Origin of the sequence: Delftia sp. 11MD (assembly GCF_050907895.1) — a bacterium.
Taxonomy (GTDB): domain Bacteria; phylum Pseudomonadota; class Gammaproteobacteria; order Burkholderiales; family Burkholderiaceae_C; genus Comamonas; species Comamonas tsuruhatensis.
On record NZ_CP194333.1, the window covers coordinates 6091256 to 6116227 of the forward strand.

General features: G+C 65.0%; 31 protein-coding genes and 1 tRNA gene. 7 read left to right on the forward strand and 25 right to left on the reverse strand.

Translation table 11 applies throughout. The annotated features are described in order from the left end of the window. Nucleotides 1-27: 27 nt before the first annotated feature. The 6 genes from ACRSCF_RS27830 to ACRSCF_RS27855 are packed head-to-tail and all read left to right on the forward strand — an operon-like array spanning nt 28 to nt 5985. Entirely contained in the window at nt 28-975 is a 948-nt protein-coding gene (locus ACRSCF_RS27830) for an ABC transporter permease (protein WP_244387601.1), read from the forward strand. After that, nucleotides 972-1928 carry an ABC transporter permease gene (locus tag ACRSCF_RS27835; RefSeq protein ID WP_244387602.1) on the forward strand — a complete coding sequence of 319 codons (957 nt, stop codon included), beginning with the start codon at nt 972-974 and terminating at the stop codon, nt 1926-1928. Before ACRSCF_RS27830 ends, ACRSCF_RS27835 begins: the two co-directional genes overlap by 4 nt. Then, nucleotides 1925-3616, forward strand: coding sequence for a dipeptide ABC transporter ATP-binding protein (locus tag ACRSCF_RS27840; RefSeq protein WP_244387603.1), 1692 nt, complete (start codon nt 1925-1927; stop codon nt 3614-3616). The genes ACRSCF_RS27835 and ACRSCF_RS27840 overlap by 4 nt, the downstream gene beginning before the upstream one ends. Then, nucleotides 3597-4709 (forward strand): putative FMN-dependent luciferase-like monooxygenase, encoded by a 1113-nt coding sequence (locus tag ACRSCF_RS27845; RefSeq protein WP_034363491.1) that lies wholly within the window; start codon nt 3597-3599, stop codon nt 4707-4709. The genes ACRSCF_RS27840 and ACRSCF_RS27845 overlap by 20 nt, the downstream gene beginning before the upstream one ends. Then, the gene (locus ACRSCF_RS27850; protein ID WP_034363489.1) at nt 4706-5401 is read left to right on the forward strand and encodes a CMD domain protein; all 696 of its coding nucleotides are present in this window, start codon (nt 4706-4708) and stop codon (nt 5399-5401) included. The genes ACRSCF_RS27845 and ACRSCF_RS27850 overlap by 4 nt, the downstream gene beginning before the upstream one ends. Continuing rightward, nucleotides 5398-5985, forward strand: coding sequence for an alkylhydroperoxidase domain protein (locus ACRSCF_RS27855; RefSeq protein WP_016449182.1), 588 nt, complete (start codon nt 5398-5400; stop codon nt 5983-5985). The genes ACRSCF_RS27850 and ACRSCF_RS27855 overlap by 4 nt, the downstream gene beginning before the upstream one ends. Before the next feature lie 12 nt (nt 5986-5997). Here ACRSCF_RS27855 and ACRSCF_RS27860 read toward each other — a convergent pair whose 3' ends face one another. Continuing rightward, nucleotides 5998-7503, reverse strand: coding sequence for a DASS family sodium-coupled anion symporter (locus ACRSCF_RS27860; RefSeq protein ID WP_017407734.1), 1506 nt, complete (start codon nt 7501-7503; stop codon nt 5998-6000). 294 nt (nt 7504-7797) lie between these two features. On the opposite strand from ACRSCF_RS27860, the gene ACRSCF_RS27865 reads away from it, so the two are divergent. Further along, the gene (locus ACRSCF_RS27865; RefSeq protein ID WP_016449180.1) at nt 7798-8115 is read left to right on the forward strand and encodes a hypothetical protein; all 318 of its coding nucleotides are present in this window, start codon (nt 7798-7800) and stop codon (nt 8113-8115) included. A gap of 82 nt (nt 8116-8197) precedes the next feature. On the opposite strand, the gene ACRSCF_RS27870 is transcribed toward ACRSCF_RS27865, so the two are convergent. The 24 genes from ACRSCF_RS27870 to ACRSCF_RS27985 form a co-directional block, all read right to left on the reverse strand. Further along, nucleotides 8198-8274: transfer RNA gene (locus ACRSCF_RS27870), tRNA-Met, on the reverse strand. Nucleotides 8275-8295: 21 nt separating this feature from the next. Continuing rightward, nucleotides 8296-8688, reverse strand: coding sequence for a 50S ribosomal protein L17 (rplQ, locus tag ACRSCF_RS27875; RefSeq protein WP_012202979.1), 393 nt, complete (start codon nt 8686-8688; stop codon nt 8296-8298). Between the two features lie 186 nt (nt 8689-8874). After that, entirely contained in the window at nt 8875-9873 is a 999-nt protein-coding gene (locus ACRSCF_RS27880; protein WP_012202978.1) for a DNA-directed RNA polymerase subunit alpha, read from the reverse strand. A 112-nt stretch (nt 9874-9985) separates the two neighbouring features. Beyond that, a complete protein-coding gene (rpsD, locus tag ACRSCF_RS27885; protein ID WP_034363487.1) occupies nt 9986-10609 on the reverse strand; it encodes a 30S ribosomal protein S4 in 624 nt (207 codons plus the stop codon). Between the two features lie 90 nt (nt 10610-10699). Next, complete coding sequence (gene rpsK / locus ACRSCF_RS27890; protein WP_012202976.1) at nt 10700-11104, reverse strand: 30S ribosomal protein S11; 405 nt, start codon at nt 11102-11104, stop codon at nt 10700-10702. Nucleotides 11105-11122: 18 nt separating this feature from the next. Next, a complete protein-coding gene (gene rpsM, locus ACRSCF_RS27895) occupies nt 11123-11488 on the reverse strand; it encodes a 30S ribosomal protein S13 (protein WP_012202975.1) in 366 nt (121 codons plus the stop codon). A 22-nt stretch (nt 11489-11510) separates the two neighbouring features. After that, nucleotides 11511-11624, reverse strand: a complete 114-nt coding sequence (gene rpmJ, locus ACRSCF_RS27900) for a 50S ribosomal protein L36 (RefSeq protein WP_003050535.1) — start codon at nt 11622-11624, stop codon at nt 11511-11513. Between the two features lie 132 nt (nt 11625-11756). Further along, nucleotides 11757-13076: a preprotein translocase subunit SecY gene (gene secY, locus ACRSCF_RS27905; RefSeq protein ID WP_012202974.1), complete on the reverse strand. Its 1320-nt coding sequence runs from the start codon at nt 13074-13076 to the stop codon at nt 11757-11759. Between the two features lie 24 nt (nt 13077-13100). Beyond that, nucleotides 13101-13532, reverse strand: a complete 432-nt coding sequence (gene rplO / locus ACRSCF_RS27910; RefSeq protein WP_016449179.1) for a 50S ribosomal protein L15 — start codon at nt 13530-13532, stop codon at nt 13101-13103. 11 nt (nt 13533-13543) lie between these two features. Continuing rightward, nucleotides 13544-13726 carry a 50S ribosomal protein L30 gene (rpmD, locus tag ACRSCF_RS27915; RefSeq protein ID WP_012202972.1) on the reverse strand — a complete coding sequence of 61 codons (183 nt, stop codon included), beginning with the start codon at nt 13724-13726 and terminating at the stop codon, nt 13544-13546. 14 nt (nt 13727-13740) lie between these two features. After that, on the reverse strand, nt 13741-14262 hold the full coding sequence (gene rpsE, locus ACRSCF_RS27920; protein WP_016449178.1) for a 30S ribosomal protein S5: 522 nt from the start codon (nt 14260-14262) through the stop codon (nt 13741-13743). Between the two features lie 15 nt (nt 14263-14277). Then, a complete protein-coding gene (rplR, locus tag ACRSCF_RS27925) occupies nt 14278-14643 on the reverse strand; it encodes a 50S ribosomal protein L18 (RefSeq protein ID WP_012202970.1) in 366 nt (121 codons plus the stop codon). 11 nt (nt 14644-14654) lie between these two features. After that, on the reverse strand, nt 14655-15188 hold the full coding sequence (rplF, locus tag ACRSCF_RS27930) for a 50S ribosomal protein L6 (protein WP_016449177.1): 534 nt from the start codon (nt 15186-15188) through the stop codon (nt 14655-14657). A gap of 24 nt (nt 15189-15212) precedes the next feature. Beyond that, nucleotides 15213-15608, reverse strand: coding sequence for a 30S ribosomal protein S8 (rpsH, locus tag ACRSCF_RS27935; protein WP_016449176.1), 396 nt, complete (start codon nt 15606-15608; stop codon nt 15213-15215). Nucleotides 15609-15628: 20 nt separating this feature from the next. After that, the gene (gene rpsN, locus ACRSCF_RS27940; RefSeq protein WP_012202967.1) at nt 15629-15934 is read right to left on the reverse strand and encodes a 30S ribosomal protein S14; all 306 of its coding nucleotides are present in this window, start codon (nt 15932-15934) and stop codon (nt 15629-15631) included. A gap of 8 nt (nt 15935-15942) precedes the next feature. Next, nucleotides 15943-16482 carry a 50S ribosomal protein L5 gene (gene rplE / locus ACRSCF_RS27945; protein ID WP_016449175.1) on the reverse strand — a complete coding sequence of 180 codons (540 nt, stop codon included), beginning with the start codon at nt 16480-16482 and terminating at the stop codon, nt 15943-15945. A gap of 10 nt (nt 16483-16492) precedes the next feature. Beyond that, complete coding sequence (gene rplX / locus ACRSCF_RS27950; protein ID WP_016449174.1) at nt 16493-16813, reverse strand: 50S ribosomal protein L24; 321 nt, start codon at nt 16811-16813, stop codon at nt 16493-16495. 10 nt (nt 16814-16823) lie between these two features. Then, nucleotides 16824-17192 (reverse strand): 50S ribosomal protein L14, encoded by a 369-nt coding sequence (rplN, locus tag ACRSCF_RS27955; protein WP_016449173.1) that lies wholly within the window; start codon nt 17190-17192, stop codon nt 16824-16826. A gap of 678 nt (nt 17193-17870) precedes the next feature. Then, nucleotides 17871-19460 (reverse strand): glycerol-3-phosphate dehydrogenase/oxidase, encoded by a 1590-nt coding sequence (locus ACRSCF_RS27960; RefSeq protein WP_016449171.1) that lies wholly within the window; start codon nt 19458-19460, stop codon nt 17871-17873. A 344-nt stretch (nt 19461-19804) separates the two neighbouring features. Then, a complete protein-coding gene (locus ACRSCF_RS27965) occupies nt 19805-21538 on the reverse strand; it encodes an ABC transporter substrate-binding protein (RefSeq protein WP_016449170.1) in 1734 nt (577 codons plus the stop codon). A gap of 100 nt (nt 21539-21638) precedes the next feature. Then, a complete protein-coding gene (locus tag ACRSCF_RS27970) occupies nt 21639-21947 on the reverse strand; it encodes a DUF2160 domain-containing protein (RefSeq protein WP_016449169.1) in 309 nt (102 codons plus the stop codon). Between the two features lie 160 nt (nt 21948-22107). Then, a complete protein-coding gene (locus ACRSCF_RS27975; RefSeq protein ID WP_013804448.1) occupies nt 22108-22923 on the reverse strand; it encodes a carbohydrate ABC transporter permease in 816 nt (271 codons plus the stop codon). Nucleotides 22924-22998: 75 nt separating this feature from the next. Then, a complete protein-coding gene (locus ACRSCF_RS27980) occupies nt 22999-23892 on the reverse strand; it encodes a carbohydrate ABC transporter permease (RefSeq protein WP_034363482.1) in 894 nt (297 codons plus the stop codon). After that, nucleotides 23889-24971 (reverse strand): ABC transporter ATP-binding protein, encoded by a 1083-nt coding sequence (locus ACRSCF_RS27985; protein WP_016452006.1) that lies wholly within the window; start codon nt 24969-24971, stop codon nt 23889-23891. Before ACRSCF_RS27985 ends, ACRSCF_RS27980 begins: the two co-directional genes overlap by 4 nt. Nucleotide 24972: the final 1 nt, after the last annotated feature.

Consider the following 24972-nt stretch of genomic DNA (forward strand, 5'->3'; position numbering starts at 1 on the left):
CGGATCGCACCCTGAGGAACCACTCCCATGCCGCGCCGCTATCTGCTCAGCCGCATCGCCCAGGCCGCCCTGGTGCTGTGGGCGGCCTTCACGGTCTCGTTCATCCTGCTGCAGCTGCTGCCGGGCGACGCCGTGCTGATCAAGTTCCTGAACCCCGAGCTGGGCCTGGGCCCGCAGGAGATCGCCGACATCCGCGCCGCCTACGGCTCGGACCAGCCCGTGTGGCAGCAGTACCTGCATACACTGGGCCAGTTCCTCACGGGCCATTTCGGCTATTCGCTGCAGGCCGGCGTGCCGGTGAGCCAGGGCCTGGCCACCAGCCTGCCGCCCACGCTCAAGCTCGCGGCCCTGGGCTTTGCCGCAGCCGCGCTGCTGGCCGTGGCGCTGGCGGCGGCCGCCAGCCTGGCGCCCTTTGCCTGGCTGCGCAACGCGCTGTATTCGCTGCCCTCGGTCTTTGTCTCGGTACCCGTGTTCTGGCTGGGGATCATGCTGATCCAGGTGGTGTCGTTCCGCCTGGGCTGGATCGCCGTGATCAATCCCGGCCCCTGGGAAGGACTGGTGCTGCCCACGCTGACCCTGGCCGTGCCGATCTCGGCGCCGCTGGCCCAGGTGCTGCTGCGCAATATCGACGCCGTGCTGGCCAAGCCCTTCGTGGCCGTGGCGCGGGCCAAGGGCGCCTCGCGCCGCTGGGTGCTGCTGCGCCATGTGGCGCGCAATGCCCTGCTGCCCACACTGACCATTGCCGGCGTGCTGTTCGGCGAGCTGCTGGCCGGCGCCGTGGTGACGGAGGCCGTGTTCGGCCTCAACGGCCTGGGCACGCTGACCCAGCAGGCCGTGGGCAACCAGGACACGGCCGTGCTCCAGGCCGTGGTGGTCGTCTCGGCCGCCGCCTTCGTCCTCATCAACCTCGCCGTGGACCTGCTGTACCCGCTGCTTGATCCGCGCCTGCGCCATTCCGTGGAGAACCGGCCATGAACACTGCCGTCTCAAGCGCTCTTTCCCCGGCCCTGGATGCCCAGGCCGCGCCCGCCACTCCCATTCCCATTCCCACGGCGCTGCCAGCGTCGTCCCTGGCCCCTGCGCCAGCCGCCCCGCGCCGCAGCTTCGCCTTGCCGGCCCGCCTGCAATCCCTGAAACGCCTGCCGCCCACGCTGGCCCTGGCCTGGCTGGTGATTGCCATGGCCGCGCTGTGGGCGCTGGCGCCCGGCTGGTTCGCCCACCAGAACCCGATCGCGGGCCAGGCCGGCCAGCAGTTGCTGGCGCCCAGCGCCGCGCACTGGCTGGGCACGGACGCGCTGGGGCGCGACCTGTGGGCGCGCGTGGTGCATGGCGCCGTGCATTCGCTGTCGGGCGCCTTCGTGGCCGTGGGCGTGGGCTTGGCCGTGGGCACGCTGATCGGCCTGCTGGCCGGGGCCACGGGCGGGCGCACGGAAGATGCGCTGATGCGCCTGGTCGATGTGCTGCTGGCCGTGCCTTCGCTGCTGCTGTCGCTGACCATCATCATCGTGCTGGGCTTTGGCACCATCAACACGGCCATTGCCGTAGGCGTGGTCTCGGTGGCCAGCTTCGCGCGCCTGGTGCGCTCGGAGGTGGTGCGCGTGCGCCGCTCCGACTATGTGGAGGCCGCCTTTGGCAGCGGCGGGCGCTTTGCAGCCGTGCTGTGGCGCCATGTGCTGCCCAACTCGCTGACCTCGGTCATCGCCATGGCGGCGCTGCAGTTCGGCTCGGCGATCCTTGCGATTTCCACCCTGGGTTTTCTGGGCTACGGCGCGCCGGCGCCCACGCCCGAATGGGGGCTGCTGATCGCCGAGGGCCGCAACTACATCGCCACCGCCTGGTGGCTGACCACGGCGCCGGGCCTGATCGTGGTGGCCGTGGTGCTGGCGGCCAACCGCATCGCCACGGCCTTCGCACGGAGGCCTGCATGAGCGCCGCCATCGAGGAACGCATCCACGCCACACCAGCGGTGGCAACGACCGCTCCCGTGCTCGAAGTGCAGGGCCTGGCCGTGGCCTACCGCGATGCCGCAGGCCAGGCGCAGCGCGTGGTGCACGGCGTGTCGTTTTCCGTGGCGCCGGGCGAGGTGGTGGCCCTGGTCGGCGAATCGGGCTCGGGCAAGACCACCACGGCCCAGGCCGTGATCGGCCTTTTGGCCGACAACGGCCACCGCGAGCACGGCAGCATCCGCCTGCAGGGCACCGAGGTCTCGGGCTGGCCGGCCGCACGCTGGAACGCCATCCGCGGCCGCGTGGTCAGCCTGGTGCCGCAGGACCCCACCATGTCGCTGAACCCCGTGCGCACGGTGGGCGACCAGGTGGGCGAGATCCTGCGCATCCACGGACTGCGCGACCGCACGGCCGTGCAGGCGCGCGTGCTGGAGCTGCTGGCCCGCGTGGGGCTGTCCCAGCCCGCGCTGCGCGCACGCCAGTATCCGCACGAACTGTCGGGCGGCATGCGCCAGCGCGTGCTGATCGCCATTGCGATTGCGCTGCGGCCCGCCCTCATCATTGCCGACGAGCCCACCAGCGCGCTGGACGTGACCGTGCAGCGGCGCATCCTGGACCTGATCGACGCGCTGCGCCGCGAGACCGGCACGGCCGTGCTGCTGGTCACGCATGACCTGGGCGTGGCGGCCGACCGCTCGCACCGCCTGGTCGTCATGCAGGGCGGCCGCATCCAGGAGCAGGGCCCCACGCTGGAGCTGCTGCGCAATCCGCAAAGCGCCTATACGCGGCGGCTGCTGGCCGATGCGCCTTCGCTGGCGCCCGCGCCGCGCCGCACGCCCAGGCCCGCCACGGCCGATGACTGGGCCATCGAGGTCGAGGACCTGGTGCACGAGTTCGCGGCCCCCGGCCATGCCTCGGCCCACGGGCGCAGCATCTTCCGTGCCGTGGACGGCGTGTCGCTGCGCGTGCGCCGGGGCAGCACGCATGCCATCGTGGGCGAGTCGGGCTCGGGCAAGACCACTACCATCCGCGCCATCGTGGGCCTGGGCCGGCCCACGGCGGGCCGCATCCGCATCGAAGGCACCGAGGTCACGGGCCTGCGCGGCGAGGCCCTGCGCCAGCTGCGCCGCCGCGTGCAGCTGGTCTACCAGAACCCGTTCAGTTCTCTGGACCCGCGCCAGAGCGTGTTCGACATCATCGAGGAGCCCCTGCTGAACTTCGACCCGCTGCCGGCCGATGAGCGCCGCCGGCGCGTGCACGACATGCTGGAGCGCGTGGGCCTGCCGGCCGCCGTGCTGCAGCGGCGCCCGCATGCGCTGTCGGGCGGCCAGCGCCAGCGCGTGGCGATTGCGCGCGCCCTGGTGCTGCAGCCGCAGGTCCTGGTGCTGGACGAGGCCGTCTCGGCCCTGGACGTGACCGTGCAGGCGCAGATCCTGGCCCTGCTCGCCCAGCTGCAGCAGGACCTGGGGCTGACCTATCTCTTCATCTCGCACGACCTTGCCGTGGTGCGCCAGATTGCCGACACGGTGTCGGTGCTGCGCGCGGGCCGGGTGGTGGACGCGGGCAGCGTGGAGGAAGTGTTCCAGCGCCCCACCAGCGACTACACGCGCGAACTCATGGACGCCATTCCCGGCAAAAGGAGCATTGATTTTGTCCCTCATACCGCCTGACACACACGCTGGCGCCACCCCCCGCAGCGGCCCGCGCCTGGGCTTCTTCAGCCGCCTGCTCGACGATGTGCCGGCCGGCGAACGCTACCGTCTGGTGGCCGAGCAGATCGCCCATGCCGAGGCCCAGGGCTTCGACTCGGCCTGGGTGGCCCAGCACCATTTCCATGAAAGCGAGGGCGGCCTGCCTTCGCCCTTCGTCTTCCTGGCCCATGTGGCGGCGCGCACGCGGCGCATCCGCATCGGAACGGGCGTGATCACGCTGCCGCTGGAAAACGCACTGCGCGTGGCCGAGGACGCGGCCGTGCTGGACCTGCTGACCGGCGGCCGCCTGGAGGTGGGCCTGGGCACGGGCGGCACGGCCGAATCCTTCGAGGCCTTTGGCGTGCAGGGCGCCGAGCGCGGCGCCGTCTTCGCACGCAACTTCGGCGTGCTGCAGGACGCCTGGGCCGGGCGCGCGCTGGCCGGTGGCGTCCACCTGTACCCGGCCGCGCCGCAGCTGCTGGAGCGCGTCTGGCAGGCCACGTTCTCGGCCGAGGGCGGCGCGCGGGCCGGGGCCAACGGCGACGGCCTGATGCTGTCGCGCACCCAGCCACGGCCCGAAGGCGCGCCGCAGGCCACGCTGTCCGAGATCCAGAACCCCATCATCGACGCCTACCTCGCCCGCCTGCCCGCAGGGCGGGCGCCGCGCATCCTGGGCTCGCGCACGCTGTTCGTGGCCGACCGCCGCGACGATGCGCTGCGCTGGGCCGAGGCCGGCCTGCGCCGCGTGGCCCGGCGCCATGCCGCCCAGCCCTCGCAGTGGGCGGCCCGCGTCGATCCGCAGGCGCCGCTGGCCGATCTCATCGCCGCCTACGACGTGCATGTGGGCACGCCCGACGAGGTCATCGCCTCGCTGCGCGCCGACACGGCGCTGGCGCGCGTGAGCGACATCGTCTTCCAGGTGCATTCCATCGACCCGCCGCACGACGCCATCCTGCGCTCCATCGAGCTGACGGCCGCCCATGTGGCGCCAGCCCTGGGCTGGCGCCGTGCAGATCTGCAGGCACCCTCTTCCCTCCCCGCAGCCCGGGCCGGACTGCTGCAAGCCGCATGACCATGAACACCACCGTACAGCCCCGTTTTCCGGACGACGTCATCGACCACCTCGCCGGCATCACCCCCGGCAGCGCCCCGGACCGCGTGCGCCGCCACCGCACCGAGGCGCGCACGCAGGCCCAGCAAAGCTTTGCCGCCCTGTTCACGCCCGCCGAGCCCGTGCCCGGCACGGTCTCGCTGCGCGAGCGGCTGGCCCTGGCCGCCTTCACGGCCGGGCTGCATGGCGAGCCGCGCAGCGCCGCCTTCTATGCGAAGGCGCTGGCGGTCGAAGATGCGGAACTGGCTGCCGCCGTGGCATCCGAAGTCGTGCGGGGCCGTGCACAAAGCCTTCAGCCCGGCAGCGGCCCGCACGGGCCGTACGGCAGCTACCCCGCAGGCCCGCTGAGCCGCGAGGACCAGAGCGGCCCCGCCTATGCCGTGGACCCGGCCCATGCCGCGCTGCTGGGCGCGCGCCTGGCCGCGGCGCTGGCCCATGCGCACCTGCTGGCCTACCACCCGCGCGACGCCAGCGCCGGGGCCCTGCAGGCGCTGCAACAGGCGGGCTGGAGCGAGACGGACATCGTCATCGTGTCCCAGCTGGCGTCCTTCCTGTCCTTCCAGATCCGCGTGGTGGCGGGGCTGCGCGTGCTGGCTGCACGCCCCGCGCCCCCGGCCGCCCATCAACCCACCACCCTGCAAGCCCAGCCATGACCTCAACGAACTCCGCCGCTCCCCAGGTCTTCACCCAGGAACAGCTCGACTGGCTGCCATGGATTGAGCCGCTGGACGAAAGCGAGCTGACCGAACGCCACCATGCAGGCCTGGTCGATGCCTCACGCGCGCAGTCGCCCTACTTCCGCCTGCTGGCGCGCGACCCCGACACGCTGGGCGCACGCACGCGCACCGACAAGGACATCTTCTACAACCCCGACGCCGGCCTGCCGCGTGCCGAGCGGGAGCTGGCGGCCGCTGCCACCTCGCGCGCCAATGGCTGCATCTACTGCGCCTCGGTCCATGCGCGCTTTGCCACGCACTTCTCGCGCCGGGGCGGCGACGTGCAGCGCCTGCTCGACGAAGGCCCGGGCACGGACCTGGGACCGCGCTGGAACGCCATCGTCACGGCGGCCGTGGCGCTGACCCAGACGCCGCCTGCGCTGGAGCCCGCCCACATCGATGCGCTGCGCGCCGCCGGCCTGGACGATGCCGCCATCTCCGATGTGCTGCACGGCACGGCCTTCTTCAACTGGGCCAACCGGCTCATGCTGTCGCTGGGCGAGCCACGGACCACCGCATGAGGGCTTTCGCCCTCACCACAGGCCCAGCAGCTTCCACCAGGCGCTGCCGACCACGGCAAAGACCAGCAGCTCGATCACGCACATGGCCGCGCCCACGCGCCACCAGTTGCCCAGCGTGACATAGCCGCTTCCGAAGATGATGGGCGAAGTGCCGGTGGCGTAGTGGGTCAGCGTCATCATGACGGCCGAGCCGGCCGTCATCATCAGCATGAAGGGCACGACATAGTCGGCAGGAATCAGCTGGGCGCCCACGGTCAGGAACGCCAGCATCATGGCGCTGATGTGGGCCGTGGTGCTGGCGAACAGGTAATGCGAGAACACGAACACGCCCACCAGGATGGCCGCCACCGGCAGCCAGTCCAGGCCGCTGGCGACGATGGCGTTCTTCATACCCACGGCAAACCAGGACACCACGCCCAGCTTGTTGAGCTGCTCGGCCAGCATGACCAGGGCGCCGAACCACACCAGCGTGTCCCAGGCGCTTTTCTCGGACAGCACGTCATCCCAGTCGATGGTGCCCGTGATGATCAGCACGAACAGGCCCAGGAAGGCGACCACCGTCGGGTCCAGCGTGAAGGCAGGCCCGAACAGCATCTGCGGCACGTTGGCCCACAGCAGCAGCATCAGGCCGAAGGTGCCCAGCATCACGCGCTCCTTGCCCGACAGCGGCCCCATGCGTGCCATCTCGCTGCGCGCGTACTCCACGGCATTGGGCGTGGCCTTGAGTTCGGGAGGCGACAGCAGGTAGATCACCAGCGGCATCAGCAGCAGGCACAGCAGGCCCGGCAGCAGCATGTACAGCGCCCAGGTGGTCCAGCTCAGGTGCAGGGCCTGGCCCGTGGCCTTGGCCACGAAGTCCACCACCAGCGGATTGGGCGCCGTGGCGGTCAGGAACATGGCCGACGTGATGGGATTGGCGTGGTAGTTGACCAGGGCCAGATAGGTGCCCACCTTGCCCTGCGTACCCTTGGCCGGGTCCGACTCGAAGGCATTGGCGATGGACTTCATGATCGGGTGCACGATACCGCCGCCGCGCGCCGTGTTGCTGGGCGTGAACGGTGCCAGCACCAGCTCGCAGATCGCCAGGCCGTAGCCGATGCCGATGGTCCGCTTGCCCAGCAGCGCGATGAACATCAGTCCGATGCGGTTGCCCAGCCCCGTCTTCTTGAGGCCGCGCGAGATCAGGATGGCCACCACGATCAACCATATCAGCGGGCTGGAAAAGCTGCTCAGCGCATCGGTGACTGCGCCCTTGGACGAGCCTGACGTGACCTGGGACAGCGAGACGATCACGATGGCCATCAAGGCCATCACGCCAATGGGCATGACCTTGAGGATGATGGCCACGATGGTGGTCAGGAAAATGGCCACCAGCTGCCAGGCCTTGGGCGTCAGCCCCTCGGGCACGGGCACCAGCAGCAGCCCGAACAGCACGGCGGTGGCGATCAGCGCCGGCACCAGCCGGAACGGCACGGCCGACTTGAAGTAGCGGAACAGCGAGGCAATCTTCTCGAGCATGTGGATCCTTTGCGTTGCCGGAGCGGCGCCGAGAGAGCATGGCCTGCCGGGAGCAAAAGCCCACCAGCCTGCACGGGCACTGGCGGCCGCGCCGCATGACTGACATCATGATGCAGTGCAGCATGAGCCCGGCTTCCAGCGGGCGCCTGCGCCACCGAAGTTTGACAGGCATCAAGGCCGGGCCAGTAAGCCTGGCGACCCAGGCCACCGAGCCCCGCTCACATGACAGCATCCCCAGACCGGGTGCCTTTCGCCCCGGTGTACCCATGCAGTGAAAAAAGGAGAAAAGCCGACATGCCAGCCAATCGATTCTTGCCCGAGGAATGGGAATGCCGGCTCCAGGAGATCGACCTGGAGATCGCCCGCCACGCCGTCATCTGCAAGATCCCGCTGCTGCAGGCCGGCGTGGTGGAGCGCGTGCTGGCCGATGACGCCAGCGTCTGCGGCGGCGACCACGAGGCCGCTTTCAAGACCCTGCGCGGCCTCTTGTACATGCACTACACCGAGCTGCTGCACATCAGCGAGGTGCTCAGCCCCGATGCCGCCCAGGAAATCGCCCACCGCGTGCGCCTGCGGCTGGGCCAGCGCATCGGCAACCAGCTGGGCGGCTGATGCCGGGCTGTCTGCCTGGCCTTTGCCCTGGCGCGAGGGCATGAAAAAAGGGCTACGACAGTTGTCGTAGCCCTTTTCAATTTGGTTGCGCGAGAAGGATTTGAACCTCCGACCTTTGGGTTATGAGCCCAACGAGCTACCAGACTGCTCCATCGCGCGGTATTCCAAAATTATAGCAGATTATTCAGCTGCCTTGGCTTCGGCGGCGCCTTCTTCAGCGCGCTCGACCAGTTCCACGAAGGCCATGGGGGCGTTGTCGCCCACGCGGAAGCCCATCTTCAGGATACGGGTGTAGCCACCAGGACGCTTTGCGAAGCGGGGGCCCAGCTCGTTGAAGAGCTTGGTCACGCTGTCGCGGTCGCGCAGGCGGTCGAATGCCAGGCGGCGGTTGGCAACGGTGTCGACCTTGGCCAGGGTGATCATGGGCTCGATCACGCGGCGCAGTTCCTTGGCCTTGGGAACGGTGGTCTTGATGGCTTCGTGCTCGATGAGCGAATTCATCATGTTCTTCAGCATCGCCAGGCGGTGCGAAGAGGTGCGATTGAGTTTGCGGAGGCCGTGACCGTGACGCATGGTGCTTTATTCCTAAAATATGTAATTAGGGCTTGCGCAAACAAGGATGCAAGCCTGGACCCGTTACCGGATCTGCAGCTTGCCTCAACCGAATTTGCGCAAGTTGTTGATTAATTCGGGCAGCCGTATCAGGTACTGCCCGAGGCACTGAGGCTCTCCAAAAAGGAGAGCCCGCAATTATAGTGCTTAGCGCTTTTCCAGGCCAGCAGGCGGCCAGTTCTCCAGCTTCATGCCCAGCGTCAGACCGCGGGAAGCCAGGACTTCCTTGATCTCGTTGAGCGACTTGCGACCCAGGTTGGGGGTCTTGAGCAGCTCGTTTTCGGTACGCTGGATCAGGTCGCCGATGTAGTAGATGTTCTCTGCCTTGAGGCAGTTGGCCGAACGCACGGTGAGTTCCAGCTCGTCCACGGGACGCAGCAAGATGGGATCAAAGGCGGTTGCGGCACCACGGCCACCGGCCGGAGCATCGAAGACGCTGGCGATATCGCCGCCGTCCAGCTGAGCGAACACGGCGAGCTGTTCCACCAGGATCTTGGCGGAGGCGCGCACGGCGTCCTCGGCAGTGATCGCACCATTGGTTTCGATCTCCACCACCAGCTTGTCGAGGTCGGTGCGTTGTTCAACGCGGGCCGATTCGACGGCGTAGCTCACGCGCTTGACGGGCGAGAACGAAGCGTCCAGCACGATACGGCCGATCGACTTCGTGGACTCGTCGCCATAGCGGCGCACATTGCCGGGCACATAGCCGCGGCCCTTCTCGACCTTGATCTGCATGTCCAGCTTGCCGCCTTGCGACAGGTTGGCGATGACATGATCAGGGTTGATGATTTCCACGTCGTGGGGCGTCTGGATGTCGCGCGCCGTCACGACGCCTTCGCCATCCTTGCGCAGGGAGAGCGTGACCTCGTCGCGGTTGTGCAGCTTGAACACCACACCCTTGAGGTTCAGCAGGATGTTGACCACATCTTCCTGGACACCGTCAATGGACGAGTACTCGTGCAACACACCAGCAATCGTCACTTCCGTCGCTGCGTAACCCACCATGGACGAGAGCAGGACACGGCGCAGGGCATTGCCCAGCGTATGGCCGTAGCCACGCTCAAACGGCTCCAGAACAACTTTGGCGCGATTGTGGCCAAGCTGCTCGACATTGATCGTCTTGGGCTTCAGCAAATTGGTTTGCATGCAGACTTCCTCTCAATACCCCCGGCTCGTTACACCGGTAAGGCTGGTGAAGCACCCCAGCGCGATGCCTCGCGGCTGGGGGACGGTTTTACAGAAATGTCGCTGCGCGGAATTAACGCGAGTACAACTCAACGATCAGGGATTCGTTGATGTCTGCACCGAACTCGTCGCGGTCAGGCGACTTCTTGAACGTGCCTTCAACCTTGTCGGCCGACACTTCCACCCATGCGGGGAAACCGACTTGACCAGCCAGTTGCAGGGCTTCGACGATGCGGGCCTGCTTCTTGGACTTTTCACGCACGGCGACCACGTCACCCACCTTCACCATGTAGGAAGGGATGTTGACGGATTGGCCGTTGACCGTGATGGCCTTGTGCGACACCAGCTGACGCGCTTCCGAGCGGGTCGAGCCGAAGCCCATGCGGTACACCACGTTGTCCAGACGCGACTCCAGCAGCGACAGCAGATTGGCACCGGTGTTGCCCTTCTTCTTGTCGGCGGCTTCGAAGTAGCGGCGGAATTGCTTTTCCAGCACGCCGTACATGCGCTTGACCTTCTGCTTTTCACGCAGCTGCAGGCCGAAGTCGGAAGTACGCTGACCGGAAGTGCGGCCGTGCTGACCGGGCTTGGTGTCGAACTTGGACTTGTCGGCGATCGAGCGACGTGCGCTCTTCAGGAACAGGTCAGTGCCTTCACGGCGGGAGAGTTTGGCCTTGGGGCCGATATAGCGTGCCACTTGATTTCCTTTGTGTCATCTGCCGTGCACAAGCACGGGAGCCGCCCGCGATGTTACACATCTGGGCGGCGGTGGGCTTGGTGAAAAAGCTTAGATACGACGGCGCTTTTGAGGGCGGCAGCCGTTGTGGGGAACCGGCGTCACGTCCGCGATGGAAGTGATGCGGATGCCCAGGGCGCCCAGGGCGCGAACCGAGGATTCACGGCCGGGACCGGGACCCTTGATTTCGACGTCCAGGTTCTTGATGCCCTGTTCGATGGCAGCACGACCAGCCACTTCCGAAGCCACCTGGGCAGCGAAGGGAGTCGACTTGCGCGAACCCTTGAAGCCCTGGCCACCCGACGAGGCCCACGACAGAGCGTTGCCTTGGCGGTCGGTGATGGTGATGATCGTGTTGTTGAACGAAGCGTGCACGTGGGCAATGCCGTCCGAAATGTTCTTACGGACTTTCTTGCGAACGCGCTGTGCAGCGTTGTTTGCGGGAGACTTAGCCATAGTGATCTTTCAATCTCTTTATTTCTTCAAAGCCGCGGCACCCTTGCGCGGACCCTTGCGGGTACGTGCATTCGTGCGGGTACGCTGACCACGCATGGGCAGGCCACGACGATGACGGAAACCGCGATAGCAACCGATGTCCATCAAACGCTTGATGTTCATCGTTGTTTCGCGACGCAGATCACCTTCCAGCGTCAGGGAAGTCAGCTGATCGCGGATCTTTTCCAGATCGCCGTCAGTCAGTTCCTTGATTTTCTTGGAATATGCGATGCCAGCGGCTTCGCAGATCTTGCGTGCAGTGGTGCGACCGATCCCATAGATAGCGGTCAGGCCGATTTCAGCGTGCTGATGCGGCGGGATGTTAATGCCAGCGATACGTGCCATTATTCGTCCTCAAACTTTCCTATCAACCCTGGCGCTGCTTGTGGCGCTGGTCCGTGCAGATCACTCGCACCACACCCTTGCGGCGGATGATCTTGCAGTTACGGCAGATTTTTTTGACCGAAGCCGAAACTCTCATTTCATTCTCCTAAAACTCTACATCCGTTACGGCCTATCGACCGGGAAACATGCCCGCGATGGATAGATCGAATGGGCGTCTACTAACTCTTACTGGACCCGCCGGCACCGCCGGCCAGGCCCATCACTTAGTTCAATTGCCAAGTGTCGCTTTGAAGTTCGCCTTTTTGAGGAGCGATTCGTACTGTTGCGACATCATGTAGTTCTGCACCTGGGCCATGAAGTCCATGGTCACCACCACAATAATCAGCAGTGATGTACCACCGAAGTAGAACGGGACGTTGTACTTCAGGATCAGGAACTCGGGCAACAAGCACACGAATGTGATGTACACCGCACCAGCCAGGGTCAGGCGAACCAGGATCTTGTCAATGTAGCGGGCCGTCTGGTCACCGGGACGGATCCCGGGGATGAAGGCACCACTCTTCTTCAGGTTGTCGGCGGTTTCCCGGCTGTTGAACACCAGGGCCGTGTAGAAGAAGCAGAAGAAGATGATGGCGGTGGCGTAGAGCATCACATAGATCGGCTGACCGGGGGTCAGCGTGCTAGCAATGTCCTTCAGCCAGCGCATGGATTCCCCTGCACTGAACCAGTTCACAACGGTCGCCGGCAGCAAGATGATCGAGGAAGCGAAGATGGGAGGAATGACCCCCGCCATGTTCAGCTTCAGCGGCAAGTGCGAAGACTGACCGCCATACACCTTGTTACCCACCTGACGACGCGCATAGTTCACCAGGATCTTGCGCTGTCCCCGCTCGACAAACACGACGAAGTACGTCACGGCTGCCACCACGAGAACGATGAAGATCGCGGCCAGGATGCTCATGGCACCGGTGCGCACCAGCTCCAGCAGACCACCGATGGAGCTCGGCAGACCTGCGGCGATACCTCCAAAGATGAGGATCGAGATGCCGTTGCCCAGACCACGTTCCGTGATCTGTTCACCGAGCCACATCAGGAACATGGTGCCGGCCGTCAGGCTGACCACCGCCGTGAGGCGGAAGCCGAAACCGGGGCTCAGAACCAGACCTGCGGAGCTTTCCAGAGCCACGGCAATTCCCAGGGACTGAAAAATCGCCAGGCCCAGAGTGCCATAGCGGGTGTACTGGGTGATCTTGCGACGACCCGATTCACCTTCCTTTTTCAGCTGCTCGAATGTAGGGACCACATAGGTCATGAGCTGCATGATGATCGATGCCGAGATGTACGGCATGATCCCCAGTGCGAACACCGTGAAGCGCGACAGCGCCCCACCCGAGAACATGTTGAACAGATTGAGAATGCCGCCCTGCTGGCCATTGAACAGCTGCTGCAGCTGCGCTGGATCGATGCCCGGCACGGGGATATGAGCCCCGATGCGGTAAACGACCAGCGCGAGCAACAGAAAAACCAGACGGCGGCGAAGATCGCCGAATTTTCCGGTTTTTGCAATTTGAGCTGCGCTAGTAGCCACGGATGTCTTCTTTCAGATCATTAATCAGGCGATGCTGCCGCCGGCAGCTTCGATGGCAGCCTTGGCGCCGGCGGTAGCGCCGATGCCGTTGAGCTTGACAGCCTTGCTGATTTCACCGCTCTTGATGATCTTGACCACCTTTGCGATTTCACCAACCAGACCGGCTTGCTTCAGAGCTGCCAGATCGACTTCGGCCAGGCCCAGCTGTTCCAGAGCGGACAGGGTCACTTCTGCGTTGAACTTCAGCAGATGCGACTTGAAGCCACGCTTGGGCAGACGGCGCTGCAGAGGCATTTGACCGCCTTCGAAGCCCACCTTGTGGTAGCCACCCGAACGCGACTTCTGGCCCTTGTGACCACGGCCGGCAGTCTTGCCCAGGCCGGAGCCGATGCCGCGGCCGACACGGCGCTTGGCATGCTTGGCACCTGCTGCAGGCTTGATGCTATTGAGTTCCATCATCAATCCTTTCAGAGGACTTTGACCAGATAGCTGATCTTGTTGATCATGCCGCGCACAGCAGGCGTGTCCTGCAGTTCGCTGATGCTATTCAGCTTGCGCAGGCCCAGGCCACGGACGGTGGCGCGGTGCGATTCCTTGGTGCCAATGGGGCTGCGCACCAGTTGCACCTTCACGGTTTGTTGCGTTGTCATGTGATTGACTCCGATCAGGCGGTGAAGATGTCTTCAACCGACTTGCCGCGCTTGGCTGCCACTTCCGAAGGGGTCGTGGAGTTCTTCAGAGCGTCAAAAGTCGCGCGGACCATGTTGTAGGGATTCGACGAGCCATGGCTCTTGGCCACGATGTCGGTGATGCCCAGCACTTCGAAGACGGCGCGCATCGGGCCGCCGGCGATGATGCCGGTACCCTTGGGAGCGGGGTTCAGCATCACGGATGCTGCGCCATGCTGACCCATCACGGTGTGATGGATCGAGCCGTTCTTCAGGGACACCTTGATCATGTTGCGACGGGATTCTTCCATCGCCTTTTGCACGGCTGCAGGCACTTCCTTGGACTTGCCCTTGCCCATGCCAACACGGCCATCACCGTCGCCAACCACGGTCAGTGCAGCGAAGCCGAGGATACGACCGCCCTTCACAACCTTGGTGACGCGGTTCACCGCGATCATTTTTTCGCGCAGACCGTCGTCACGACCTTCGTCTTGCACCTTGGGAGAAAACTTTGCCATTTCTATCCGCTCCGCTTAGAACTGCAGGCCGGCTTCACGAGCGGCTTCTGCCAAAGCCTTCACGCGGCCGTGGTATGCGAAACCAGCGCGATCGAAAGCCACTTTCTCCACGCCTGCAGCCTTGGCCTTCTCGGCAATGCGCTTGCCGATCAGCGTAGCGGCAGCCACGTTGCCACCCTTGCCGATGGCGCCCAGTTGGGTGCGCACTTCGGCTTCGGCAGTCGAGGCCGAAGCCAGCACCTTGGTGCCGTCTTCCGACACCACGCTTGCGTAGATGTGGAGGTTCGTACGGTTCACGCTCAGACGTGCCACGCCTTGCTGTGCAATGCGGATGCGGGTCTGGCGGGCACGACGGAGACGCTGCTCTTTCTTGGTCAACATAATGCAGCTCCTTACTTCTTCTTGGTCTCTTTGATCACGACCTTCTCATCCGAGTAACGGATGCCCTTGCCCTTGTAGGGCTCGGGAGGACGAACGGCACGGATCTCAGCAGCCAGTTGGCCAACGGCCTGGCGGTCAGCACCCTTGACCACGATTTCCGTGGGCGTGGGGGTGGCAACAGTGATGCCGGCCGGCATTTCGAAGTTCACCGGGTGCGAATAGCCGATCGCGAGGTTCAGCTTGGCGCCAGAGGCCGAAGCCTTGAAGCCCACGCCGACCAGCGACAGCTTCTTCTCGAAGCCCTTGCTCACGCCCACCACCATGTTGTTCACCAGCTGACGCATGGTGCCGCTCATGGCGTTGGCTTCGCGCGAGTCGTTGACGGGCTCGAAAGACAGCTTGCCTTCGTTGTTGGAGATCTTCACCAGAACGTTCTGGGCCAGCGACAGCGTGCCGCCGGTGCCCTTCACATTGATCTGGTCAGCCTTGATGGACACATCCACGCCTGCGGGGATGGCCACGGGAGTCTTTGCTACGCGAGACATTTCAGTATTTCTCCTTAATGTCCGTTAGGCCACGTAGCACAGCACTTCGCCGCCCACGCCGGTGGCGCGTGCCTTGCGATCCGTCATCACGCCCTTGGGAGTGGTGACGATGGCCACGCCCAGACCGTTCATGACCTGGGGGATTGCGTCGCGGCCCTTGTACACGCGCAGGCCGGGACGGCTCACGCGCTCGATGCGCTCGATCACCGGACGGCCGGCGTAGTACTTCAGGGTAATTTCGAGTTCGGACTTGCCAGCGTCGGTCTTCACTTGGAAGCCGTCGATGTAGCCTTCATCCTTCAGCACCTGGGCGATGGCAACCTTGACCTTGGAGGAAGGAGCCGTCACGGTGGTCTTGGAGACCATTTGTGCATTGCGGATGCGGGTCAGCAAGTCAGCGATGGGATCACTCATGCTCATGTTTAATCTCTCCTGCTTGCTTACCAGCTGGCCTTGGTGACACCGGGGATGTCGCCAGCGAAGGCCAGTTCACGGATCTTGGCGCGGCCCAGACCGAATTGACGGAAGGTGCCACGGGGACGACCCGTGATCTCGCAGCGGTTGCGCTGGCGAGTGGGGTTCGCGTTACGGGGCAGCTTCTGCAGGCCCAGGCGAGCGGCGTCGCGCTCTTCGTCGCTGCGCTTTGCGTCAGCGGCGATTGCCTTCAGTTCTGCGTACTTGGCAGCGTACTTGGCCGCCAGCTTTTCGCGCTTGAGTTCGCGCTGAATCAATGCAACTTTAGCCATGCGCCACCTCAGTTCTTGAAGGGGAAACGGAAAGCGGCGAGCAGTGCCTTGCACTCGTCGTCGGTCTTTGCCGTAGTCGTGATGCTGATGTTCAGACCACGCAGAGCGTCCACCTTGTCGTACTCGATTTCGGGGAAGATGATCTGTTCCTTGACGCCGACGTTGTAGTTGCCGCGACCGTCGAACGAACGGCCGGAGATACCACGGAAGTCACGCACGCGGGGCAGAGCCACGGTGACGAAACGATCCAGGAATTCATACATCTGAACGCCACGCAGGGTCACCATGCAGCCGATGGCCTGGCCTTCGCGGATCTTGAAGCCGGCGATAGCCTTCTTGGCCTTGGTCACCACGGGCTTCTGACCAGCAATCTTGGTCAGGTCGGCCACGGCGTTGTCCATCACCTTCTTGTCGGCCACGGCTTCGCTCACACCCATGTTCAGGGTGATCTTGGTCAGGCGGGGCACTTCCATGGTGGAGGTGTAGCCGAACTTTTCCTTCAGTTCAGCCGCGATCTTTTCGCGATACAGTTTTTGCAGTCGTGCCATGTGTTACCCCTTAGGCCGCCTTGATTTCGGCGCCGTTGGACTTGAACACGCGAACGCGCGTGCCGTCGGCTTGCACCTTGATGCCCACGCGATCGGCCTTGCCGGTCGCTGCATTGAAGATGGCCACGTTGGATTGGTGGATAGGCATGGCCTTTTCCACGATGCCGCCGGTGGTGCCCTTCATGGGGTTCGGCTTGACGTGCTTCTTCACCAGGTTGATGCCGTCGATCAGCAGGTGGGAGTCGTCCTTGCGAGCCGAGACCACGCCTTGCTTGCCCTTGTCACGGCCGGTCAGCACGATGACTTGGTCGCCCTTGCGAATCTTGTTCATGGTGCTTCCTTTAGAGAACTTCAGGTGCCAGGGACACGATCTTCATGAACTTTTCGTTGCGCAGTTCACGAGTCACGGGGCCAAAGATGCGGGTGCCGATAGGCTCCAGCTTGGCGTTCAGCAGCACGGCGGCATTGCCGTCGAACTTGACGAGCGAGCCATCAGCGCGGCGAATACCCTTCGCCGTGCGCACCACGACCGCGCTGTAGACCTCGCCTTTTTTGACGCGTCCACGCGGTGCAGCTTCCTTGATGCTCACCTTGATGATGTCACCAACACTCGCATAGCGACGATGAGAACCGCCCAGCACCTTGATGCACTGAACAGACTTCGCGCCGGTGTTGTCGGCAACCTCTAACCGAGATTCTGTTTGGATCATTTCAATATTCCCAACTTGCTCCAGCAAACACCCGACAGCCCCAGAGTCTTCTCAAGGGCCGCGAGCAGCCAGTCAGTCTTGGGCCCGTCGTCCACGCCGAAAACCATTTCTCGGCGCTTCCACTGGGCAGATAACTTCACGGTTTTCACGTGAAGCATGGGATTGTCCCAGAAATTCCTTTGCGCGTCAAACCCTTAGCGACTTTTCCCGCCCCTGCCCGGCAGCGTTGCGCAACGCCCACAAGGGCGCCGGCAACCGAGGGGCCGCCCGGGCCTCCCGATCGGCCCATGCCACCGGAGACGCCCATAAAAAAGCCGAGCCACGCGGGCTCGGCAAAGGGTGGCAGACTCAACGCAATTGTTGGCTGCGGACGGACCGCGCCGACGACGGCACAGACCGCGCAGCGGCTTTGGGGCCACCGCGTCGGGCTTGGGCGCGGCCCTTGCCCTGCGGAAAACGCACTTTCAAGCGCTTTCTTTTTGCTTCCCTCCCTCGTCAGCCTTGTGCTGGCTGCTGTTCACTGGCACTGAAGCTGGGCGCCATGAACCGCATTCTCATTCATAAAACCAATCGAGTACATATATTCATCAATTTTGACAATCATTCGTGGCGCAAGCGTCTTACGCAGAAAGCACAACGCCCTGCGCTGCAGGGCGTTGTGCATGGAGATGGACAGGATCAGGCAGGCAGGTACTGCGCCGCCAGCGGCATGAAGTCCGCCAGGCCGGCGTCGTGTCCCAGCTCCTCCTGGAGGATGGCCGCCACGCGCGGGGCCACTTCGGCGGCCTTGCGCGCGTCGAGGAACAGCAGGCGGCTGCGGCGCGCCAGCACGTCTTCCACGGTGCGCGCGTATTCGAAGCGCGCGGCAAAGCGCACCATGGCTTCGTTCAGGCCGTCGGCCAGCCATTCGTCGTTGCCCGGCAACGCCTGCACCGCCGAGGCTTCCGTGCCGTAGGAATGCAGGCCCTGGATCTGGTTCATGCGGTGGTGCACGGCGGACTCGGCCGGGGCGCCGGCCAGCGGCAGGCGGGCCGTGACACCACCGGGGCGGTGCGGCAGGCGGCCGATGGCAAAGCATTCGGAGAGCACGTCTTCGGCCATGGCGCGGTAGGTGGTCCACTTGCCGCCCGTGACGGTCACCAGGCCGGTGCGGCTGGACATGACGGTGTGCTCGCGGCTGATCTTCTTGGTGTTTTCGCCATCGTCGTCCTGGGGCTTGACCAGCGGGCGCAGGCCCACCCACATGCTGCGCACGTCGGCCAGCGTGGGCTGGCGCGTGAGGTAGCGGCCTGCCTCGGTGAGGATGAAGTCCAGTTCTTCGGGGAAAGGCAGGGGTTCGCGCGCCAGGTCGTTGCGCGGCGTGTCGGTGGTGCCCAGGATGACCTTGCCCAGCCAGGGCACGGCAAAGAGCACGCGGCCGTCGGCCGTCTTGGGCACGAGCAGGGCATGGTCGCTGGGCAGGAAGTCGCGGTCCACGACCACGTGCACGCCCTGGCTGGGCGCGACCATGGGCTTGACGGGACGGCCCTGGGCCTCGGCGTCCTGCTGGCGGAACAGGTCCACCCAGGGGCCGGTGGCGTTGACCACGCACTTGGCGCGCAGCGTGAAGCGCTGGCCGGATTCCGAGTCTTCGCAGATCAGGCCGGCGACCTTGCCGCCTTCGTGCAGCAGTTCACGTGCGGGGCAGTAGTTGACCAGCAGCGCGCCCTTGGCAGCGGCCGTGCGGGCCAGCGCCAGCGCCAGGCGGGCATCGTCGAACTGGCCGTCCCAGTATTTGACGCCGCCCTTGAGGCCCTGCTGCCGCACGGTGGGCAGGCACTTCACGGTGCTGGAGCGCGAGAGGAATTCCGTGGCGCCCAGGCCTGCCTTGCCGGCCAGCGCGTCATACATCTTGAGGCCGATGCCATAGAACGGCGTGTCCAGCAGCTTGTAGGACGGCATGACGAAGGCCAGCGGCTGCGCCAGGTGGGGCGCGTTGTGCAGCAGCGTGGTGCGCTCATGCAGCGCTTCGCGCACCAGGGCGATGTTGCCCTGCGCCAGGTAGCGCACGCCACCATGGACCAGCTTGGTGGCACGCGAGGACGTGCCCTTGGCGAAGTCATGCGACTCCACCAGCACGACCTTGAACCCGCGCGCCGCCGCGTCCAGGGCCACGCCCAGGCCGGTGGCACCGCCGCCGATGATGGCCAGATCGTAGGTTTCAGGCTGGGCCAGGCGTTCCAGCAGGGCGGCGCGGCCGGTGGGCAGAGGGGAAGCAGCGAGGGACATGGATCTTCGACGAAGGAATGTGGGGCAAGTTAACAGGGCGCCATGTAGCCGCCATGTCAGCACCCGGGACGCCACGCCTGCGCCCAATGCGAAGGGGACGGAATCGGGTTTTCCGCTATTTTCGCTCGTTTTTGTATTTTTTTCTTCGCTATCTTTCGTTTCGTGTTTTTTGCAGTCAACGAATTTGGCGATAGGCCGGGAGACCAGCACAGGGCATGTTGTCCAAAGCCGACACGGCCCAACTCAGGGACGCCGAGCAAGAGCCGCCTCGCGGCGAGGGCGTCGTCCCCCTCCCTTGCGAAGCAAGTAGAGAGGGGGAAGGCGCGCAAGCGCCTCAGGGGGTGCTAACGCACCTTGCCGTTTTTCCAGGCATTGAGCAGCGTGTCATACGCAATCGTCTCGCCCTTGGGCTTTTCATTGGCCAGCTTCTTCCACGGCGCCTGCTTGTCGCTGAGCCACTTGGCCGGGTCGCCCTTGGGGTTGAGCTTGGGCGCGCAGTGCGCCATGCCTGCGCGCTGCAGGCGGGCCATGACCTGGTCCATTTCCTCGGCCAGGTTGTCCATGGCGCCCTGGGGCGTCTTCTCGCCGGTGACGGCCTGGGCCACGTTCTTCCACCACAGCTGGGCCAGCTTGGGGTAGTCGGGCACGTTGTTGCCGGTGGGCGTCCAGGCCACGCGGGCGGGGCTGCGGTAGAACTCGACCAGGCCGCCGAGCTTGGGCGCCATGTCCGTCATGGCCTTGGAGCGGATGTCGCTTTCGCGGATGGGCGTCAGGCCGACGATGGTCTTCTTGAGGCTGGTGGTCTTGGCGGTGACGAACTGCGCGTAGAGCCAGGCGGCGGCCGTGCGGTTGGCGTCATGGTCCTTGAAGAAGGTCCAGCTGCCCACGTCCTGGTAGCCGTTTTGCATGCCGTCCTTCCAGTACGGCCCGTTGGGGCCGGGCGCCATGCGCCATTTGGGCGTGCCGTCGGCATTGACCACGGGCAGGCCGGGCTTGGTCATGTCGGCCGTGAAGGCGGTGTACCAGAAGATCTGCTGCGCGATATGGCCCTGGGCCGGCACGGGGCCGGACTCGCCGAAGGTCATGCCCATGGCTTCCTTGGGCGCGTATTTCTTCATCCAGTCCACGTACTTGGTGAGCGCGAACACGGCGGCCGGCGAGTTGGTGGCGCCCCCGCGCGAGACCGAGGCGCCCACGGGCGTGCACTTGTCGTCGGCCACGCGGATGCCCCATTCATCGACGGGCATGCCGTTGGGAATGCCCTTGTCGGCCGCGCCGGCCATGGACAGCCAGGCATCGGTGAAGCGCCAGCCCAGCGAGGGGTCCTTCTTGCCGTAGTCCATGTGGCCGTAGACAGGCTTGCCGTCGATCTGCTTGACGTCGTTGGTGAAGAACTCGGCGATGTCCTCGTAGGCGCTCCAGTTCAGCGGCACACCCAGCTCGTAGCCGTACTTGGCCTTGAACTTGTCCTTGAGGTCCTTGCGCTCGAAGAGGTCGGCGCGGAACCAGTAGAGGTTGGCGAACTGCTGGTCGGGCAGCTGGTAGAGCTTGCCGTCGGGCGCGGTGGTGAAGCTGGTGCCGATGAAGTCCTTGATGTCCAGGCCCGGATTGGTGAAGTCCTTGCCGGCGCCGGCCATGTAGTCGGTCAGGCTCATGATGCGGCCGTAGCGGTAGTGCGTGCCGATCAGGTCGGAGTCGGAGATCCAGCCGTCATAGATGGACTTGCCCGACTGCATCGAGGTCTGCAGCTTCTCGACCACGTCGCCTTCCTGGATCAGGTCGTGCTTGACGGTGATGCCCGTGATCTCGGTGAAGGCCTTGGCCAGCGTCTTGCTCTCGTACTCGTGCGTGGTGATGGTCTCGGAGACCACGGCGATCTCCTTGACGCCCTTGGCCTGCAGCTTCTTGGCCGCCTCGATGAACCACTTCATCTCGGCCATCTGCTGGTCCTTGGACAGCGTGCTGGGCTGGAACTCCGCGTCGATCCACTTCTTGGCTTCCGCCTCTCCGGCCCAGGCCGCTTGCCCCGCCGCCAGCAGGGCCGCCGCGAGGGCGATGGTGTGAAGTCGTTGTTTCATCTGCCGTCTCCTAGATTCTTGCTGTCTCCCCGACATGCACATGCACCAGCGGGCCCCGGGGGAGCTTCGGACCCGGCTGTCGATAAATGGAATGAAGTGATCAGCCTTTGCGCATCACGACGGCCAGCACGAGCATGGACAGCACGAAACTGATCCACACCGAAGGCTCGGCCTCCAGCGAGAACCACTGCGCCATCTTCTCGCCCAGCCCCACCCAGGCCAGATTGACATAGGCCGCCAGCAGCAGCCCGATGAACAGCCGGTCCCCGCGCGTCGTCGCCATCGGCAGCCAGCCCTTGCGCATCACGGTCGGGCTGCGCAACTCCCACAGCGTCATGCCCACCAGCATCAGCACGATGCAACTGAAGAACACCGCCACCGGCAGCGTCCAGGCCATCCAGGAAAACATTGACGAGTCCTTTCAGAAACAAAAACCACTGCCCGTCGAAACTGGCGCGGCCCCAAGCGAGGGACAGCAAGCAAGGGCCGCCCCGCCGCGAGGCTGTCGTCCCCCTCCCCCGCGAAGCGGGTAGAGAGGGGGAAGGCGCGCAAGCGACTCAGGGGGTGCCTCACACCCTCCCCATTGCGAACCCCTTGGCGATGTAATGCCGCACGAACCAGATCACGATGGCGCCCGGCACGATGGTCAGCACGCCCGCCGCCGCCAGCGTCGCCCAGTCCATGCCCGAGGCCGAGACGGTGCGCGTCATGGTCGCCACGATGGGCTTGGCGTTCACGCTGGTCAGCGTGCGCGCCAGCAGCAGTTCCACCCAGCTGAACATGAAGCAGAAGAAGGCCGCCACGCCCACGCCGGCCTTGATCAGCGGCAGGAAGATGGTGAGGAAAAAGCGCGGGAAGGAGTAGCCGTCGATATAGGCCGTCTCGTCGATCTCGCGCGGAATGCCGCTCATGAAACCCTCCAGGATCCAGACGGCCAGCGGCACGTTGAACAGCAGGTGGGCCAGGGCCACGGCGATGTGCGTGTCCATCAGGCCCACCGTGGTGTAGAGCTGGAAGAAGGGCAGCAGGAAGACGGCCGGCGGCGTCATGCGGTTGGTCAGCAGCCAGAAGAACACATGCTTGTCGCCCAGGAACTGGTAGCGCGAGAACGCATAGGCCGCCGGCAGCGCCACCGTCAGCGAGATCACGGTGTTGATGGCCACGTAGATCAGGCTGTTGATGTAGCCCGAGTACCAGGAGGCGTCGGTGAAGATGGTTTGGTAGTTGGCCCAGGTGAAATGCTGGGGCCACAGCGAGAAGCTCGACAGGATCTCCTCGTTGGTCTTGAAGCTCATGTTGACCATCCAGTAGATGGGCAGCACGGCGAACAGCAGGTAGGCGACGAGGAACAGCGTGCGCTTGTGGAAACGGCGGTCTTCAGTCATGTCCGGCCTCCCGCAGGGCCGCCCCAAGGCAGGCCGAGCCCCCTCGGGGGGCAGTGAACGAAGGGAGCGTGGGGGTCATTCTCTTGCCCCTTCCTTGTCTGCCGTGCCCACGCGCTGCATCCAGTTGTAGAGGATGAAGCACAGCAGCAGGATGATGAGGAAATAGATCAGCGAGAAGGCCGCCGCCGGCCCCAGGTCGAACTGGCCCACGGCCTTTTGCGTCAGGTACTGCGACAGGAAGGTGGTCGCATTGCCGGGCCCGCCGCCCGTGAGCACGAAGGGCTCGGTATAGATCATGAAGCTGTCCATGAAGCGCAGCAGCACGGCGATCATCAGCACGCCGCGCATCTTGGGCAGCTGGATGTAGCGGAACACCGCGAACTTGCTGGCGCCGTCGATGCGCGCGGCCTGGTAGTAGGCGTCGGGAATGGAGCGCAGGCCCGCGTAGCACAGCAGGGCCACCAGCGGCGTCCAGTGCCAGACATCCATGACCAGCACGGTAAGCCAGGCATGGGTGGCATTGCCCGTGTAGTTGTAGTCCACGCCCAGCGCGTTGAGCGCCGCGCCCAGCAGGCCGATGTCGGCGCGGCCGTAGATCTGCCAGATGGTGCCGACCACGTTCCACGGAATCAGCAGCGACAGCGAGACCACGACCAGCACCGCCGAGGCCTTCCAGCCCTGGGCCGGCATGGACAGGGCCAGGGCGATGCCCAGCGGGATCTCCACCAGCAGCACGGCCAGCGAAAAGCCGATCTGGCGCAGCAGGGCCGAGTGCAGTTCCTCGTCGCGCATGACCTGGGCAAACCATTCCGTGCCCACGAACACGCGCCGGTCCGGACTGATGATGTCCTGCACCGAGTAGTTCACCACCGTCATCAGCGGGATGATGGCCGAGAAGGCCACGCAGATGATGACCGGCAGGATCAGCAGCCAGGCCTTCTGGTTGACGGGCTTGATGGTCTGGCTCATGCCTGCAGCTCCTCGTTGACGTAGTAGCAGGTGTGGGGGCCCTGCAATTGCACCCAGACGGTCTGCCCTGCGGCGGGCAGGAAGGCGTCGGCGCCGCAGCGCAGCTTGAGAAGCCGCTCGCCCAGGCGCGCCACCAGCAGCTGGTGCGTGCCCACGTCCTGCACGCGCTCCACCGTGCAGGCCACGGCGCCGGGCGCGTCGGCCGAGGCCAGTGTCAGGTACTCGGGGCGTATGCCCAGGCTCAGGGGCAGGCCGGGCGCCACGCTGGCCAGTGCGGCGGGCAGGGACAGGTACTGGCCCTCGGCCAGCAGCCGGCCGCCGTCCTGCTGCAGCGGCACGAAGTTCATGCCCGGCGAGCCGATGAAGTGGCCGACGAAGGCGTGGCTGGGCCGCTCGAAGAGCTGGGCCGGCGTGCCCACCTGCACGGCACGGCCACGCGTCATGACCACCACCTGGTCGGCAAAGGTCAGGGCCTCCACTTGGTCGTGCGTCACATAGATCAGCGTGAGCCGCAGCTCGTGGTGGATCTGCTTGAGCTTGCGGCGCAGCTGCCACTTGAGCTGGGGGTCGATCACCGTGAGCGGCTCGTCGAACAGCACGGCCGAGACATCGGGCCGCACCAGGCCCCGGCCCAGCGAGATCTTCTGCTTGGCGTCGGCCGACAGGCCCGCCGCGCGCTGGTCGAGCTGGCCGCTCATCTCCAGCATCTCGGCGATCTGGCCCACGCGGGCGCGGATGCGGTCGGCAGGCATGCGGCGGTTCTTCAGCGGAAAGGCCAGGTTCTCGGCCACGGTCATGGTGTCGTAGATCACCGGGAACTGGAACACCTGAGCAATGTTGCGTTCCTGGGGCGTGGCGCGCGTCATGTCGCGGCCGTCGAACAGCACCTTGCCCTGCGAGGGGACCAGCAGGCCCGACATGATGTTGAGCATGGTGGTCTTGCCGCAGCCCGAGGGGCCGAGCAGCGCATAGGCGCCGCCGTCCTCGAAGACCATGCTCAGCGGCAGCAGCGCATAGTCGCTGTCCTGCTGCGGGTTCGGCTTGTAGGAGTGGGCCAGATCGAGTTCTATGCGGGCCATC

Bases quoted from the DNA above. Each gene is read 5' to 3' on its own strand.
- ACRSCF_RS27830 (WP_244387601.1), top strand. From the start codon at position 28: ATGCCGCGCCGCTATCTGCTCAGCCGCATCGCCCAGGCCGCCCTGGTG.
- ACRSCF_RS27835 (WP_244387602.1), top strand. From the start codon at position 972: ATGAACACTGCCGTCTCAAGCGCTCTTTCCCCGGCCCTGGATGCCCAG.
- ACRSCF_RS27840 (WP_244387603.1), top strand. From the start codon at position 1,925: ATGAGCGCCGCCATCGAGGAACGCATCCACGCCACACCAGCGGTGGCA.
- ACRSCF_RS27850 (WP_034363489.1), top strand. From the start codon at position 4,706: ATGACCATGAACACCACCGTACAGCCCCGTTTTCCGGACGACGTCATC.
- ACRSCF_RS27855 (WP_016449182.1), top strand. From the start codon at position 5,398: ATGACCTCAACGAACTCCGCCGCTCCCCAGGTCTTCACCCAGGAACAG.
- ACRSCF_RS27860 (WP_017407734.1), bottom strand. From the start codon at position 7,503: ATGCTCGAGAAGATTGCCTCGCTGTTCCGCTACTTCAAGTCGGCCGTG.
- ACRSCF_RS27865 (WP_016449180.1), top strand. From the start codon at position 7,798: ATGCCAGCCAATCGATTCTTGCCCGAGGAATGGGAATGCCGGCTCCAG.
- rplQ (WP_012202979.1), bottom strand. From the start codon at position 8,688: ATGCGTCACGGTCACGGCCTCCGCAAACTCAATCGCACCTCTTCGCAC.
- ACRSCF_RS27880 (WP_012202978.1), bottom strand. From the start codon at position 9,873: ATGCAAACCAATTTGCTGAAGCCCAAGACGATCAATGTCGAGCAGCTT.
- rpsK (WP_012202976.1), bottom strand. From the start codon at position 11,104: ATGGCTAAGTCTCCCGCAAACAACGCTGCACAGCGCGTTCGCAAGAAA.
- rpsM (WP_012202975.1), bottom strand. From the start codon at position 11,488: ATGGCACGTATCGCTGGCATTAACATCCCGCCGCATCAGCACGCTGAA.
- rpmJ (WP_003050535.1), bottom strand. From the start codon at position 11,624: ATGAGAGTTTCGGCTTCGGTCAAAAAAATCTGCCGTAACTGCAAGATC.
- rplO (WP_016449179.1), bottom strand. From the start codon at position 13,532: ATGGAACTCAATAGCATCAAGCCTGCAGCAGGTGCCAAGCATGCCAAG.
- rpmD (WP_012202972.1), bottom strand. From the start codon at position 13,726: ATGACAACGCAACAAACCGTGAAGGTGCAACTGGTGCGCAGCCCCATT.
- rpsE (WP_016449178.1), bottom strand. From the start codon at position 14,262: ATGGCAAAGTTTTCTCCCAAGGTGCAAGACGAAGGTCGTGACGACGGT.
- rplR (WP_012202970.1), bottom strand. From the start codon at position 14,643: ATGTTGACCAAGAAAGAGCAGCGTCTCCGTCGTGCCCGCCAGACCCGC.
- rplF (WP_016449177.1), bottom strand. From the start codon at position 15,188: ATGTCTCGCGTAGCAAAGACTCCCGTGGCCATCCCCGCAGGCGTGGAT.
- rpsH (WP_016449176.1), bottom strand. From the start codon at position 15,608: ATGAGCATGAGTGATCCCATCGCTGACTTGCTGACCCGCATCCGCAAT.
- rpsN (WP_012202967.1), bottom strand. From the start codon at position 15,934: ATGGCTAAAGTTGCATTGATTCAGCGCGAACTCAAGCGCGAAAAGCTG.
- rplE (WP_016449175.1), bottom strand. From the start codon at position 16,482: ATGGCACGACTGCAAAAACTGTATCGCGAAAAGATCGCGGCTGAACTG.
- rplX (WP_016449174.1), bottom strand. From the start codon at position 16,813: ATGAACAAGATTCGCAAGGGCGACCAAGTCATCGTGCTGACCGGCCGT.
- rplN (WP_016449173.1), bottom strand. From the start codon at position 17,192: ATGATCCAAACAGAATCTCGGTTAGAGGTTGCCGACAACACCGGCGCG.
- ACRSCF_RS27960 (WP_016449171.1), bottom strand. From the start codon at position 19,460: ATGTCCCTCGCTGCTTCCCCTCTGCCCACCGGCCGCGCCGCCCTGCTG.
- ACRSCF_RS27965 (WP_016449170.1), bottom strand. From the start codon at position 21,538: ATGAAACAACGACTTCACACCATCGCCCTCGCGGCGGCCCTGCTGGCG.
- ACRSCF_RS27970 (WP_016449169.1), bottom strand. From the start codon at position 21,947: ATGTTTTCCTGGATGGCCTGGACGCTGCCGGTGGCGGTGTTCTTCAGT.
- ACRSCF_RS27975 (WP_013804448.1), bottom strand. From the start codon at position 22,923: ATGACTGAAGACCGCCGTTTCCACAAGCGCACGCTGTTCCTCGTCGCC.
- ACRSCF_RS27980 (WP_034363482.1), bottom strand. From the start codon at position 23,892: ATGAGCCAGACCATCAAGCCCGTCAACCAGAAGGCCTGGCTGCTGATC.
- ACRSCF_RS27985 (WP_016452006.1), bottom strand. From the start codon at position 24,971: ATGGCCCGCATAGAACTCGATCTGGCCCACTCCTACAAGCCGAACCCG.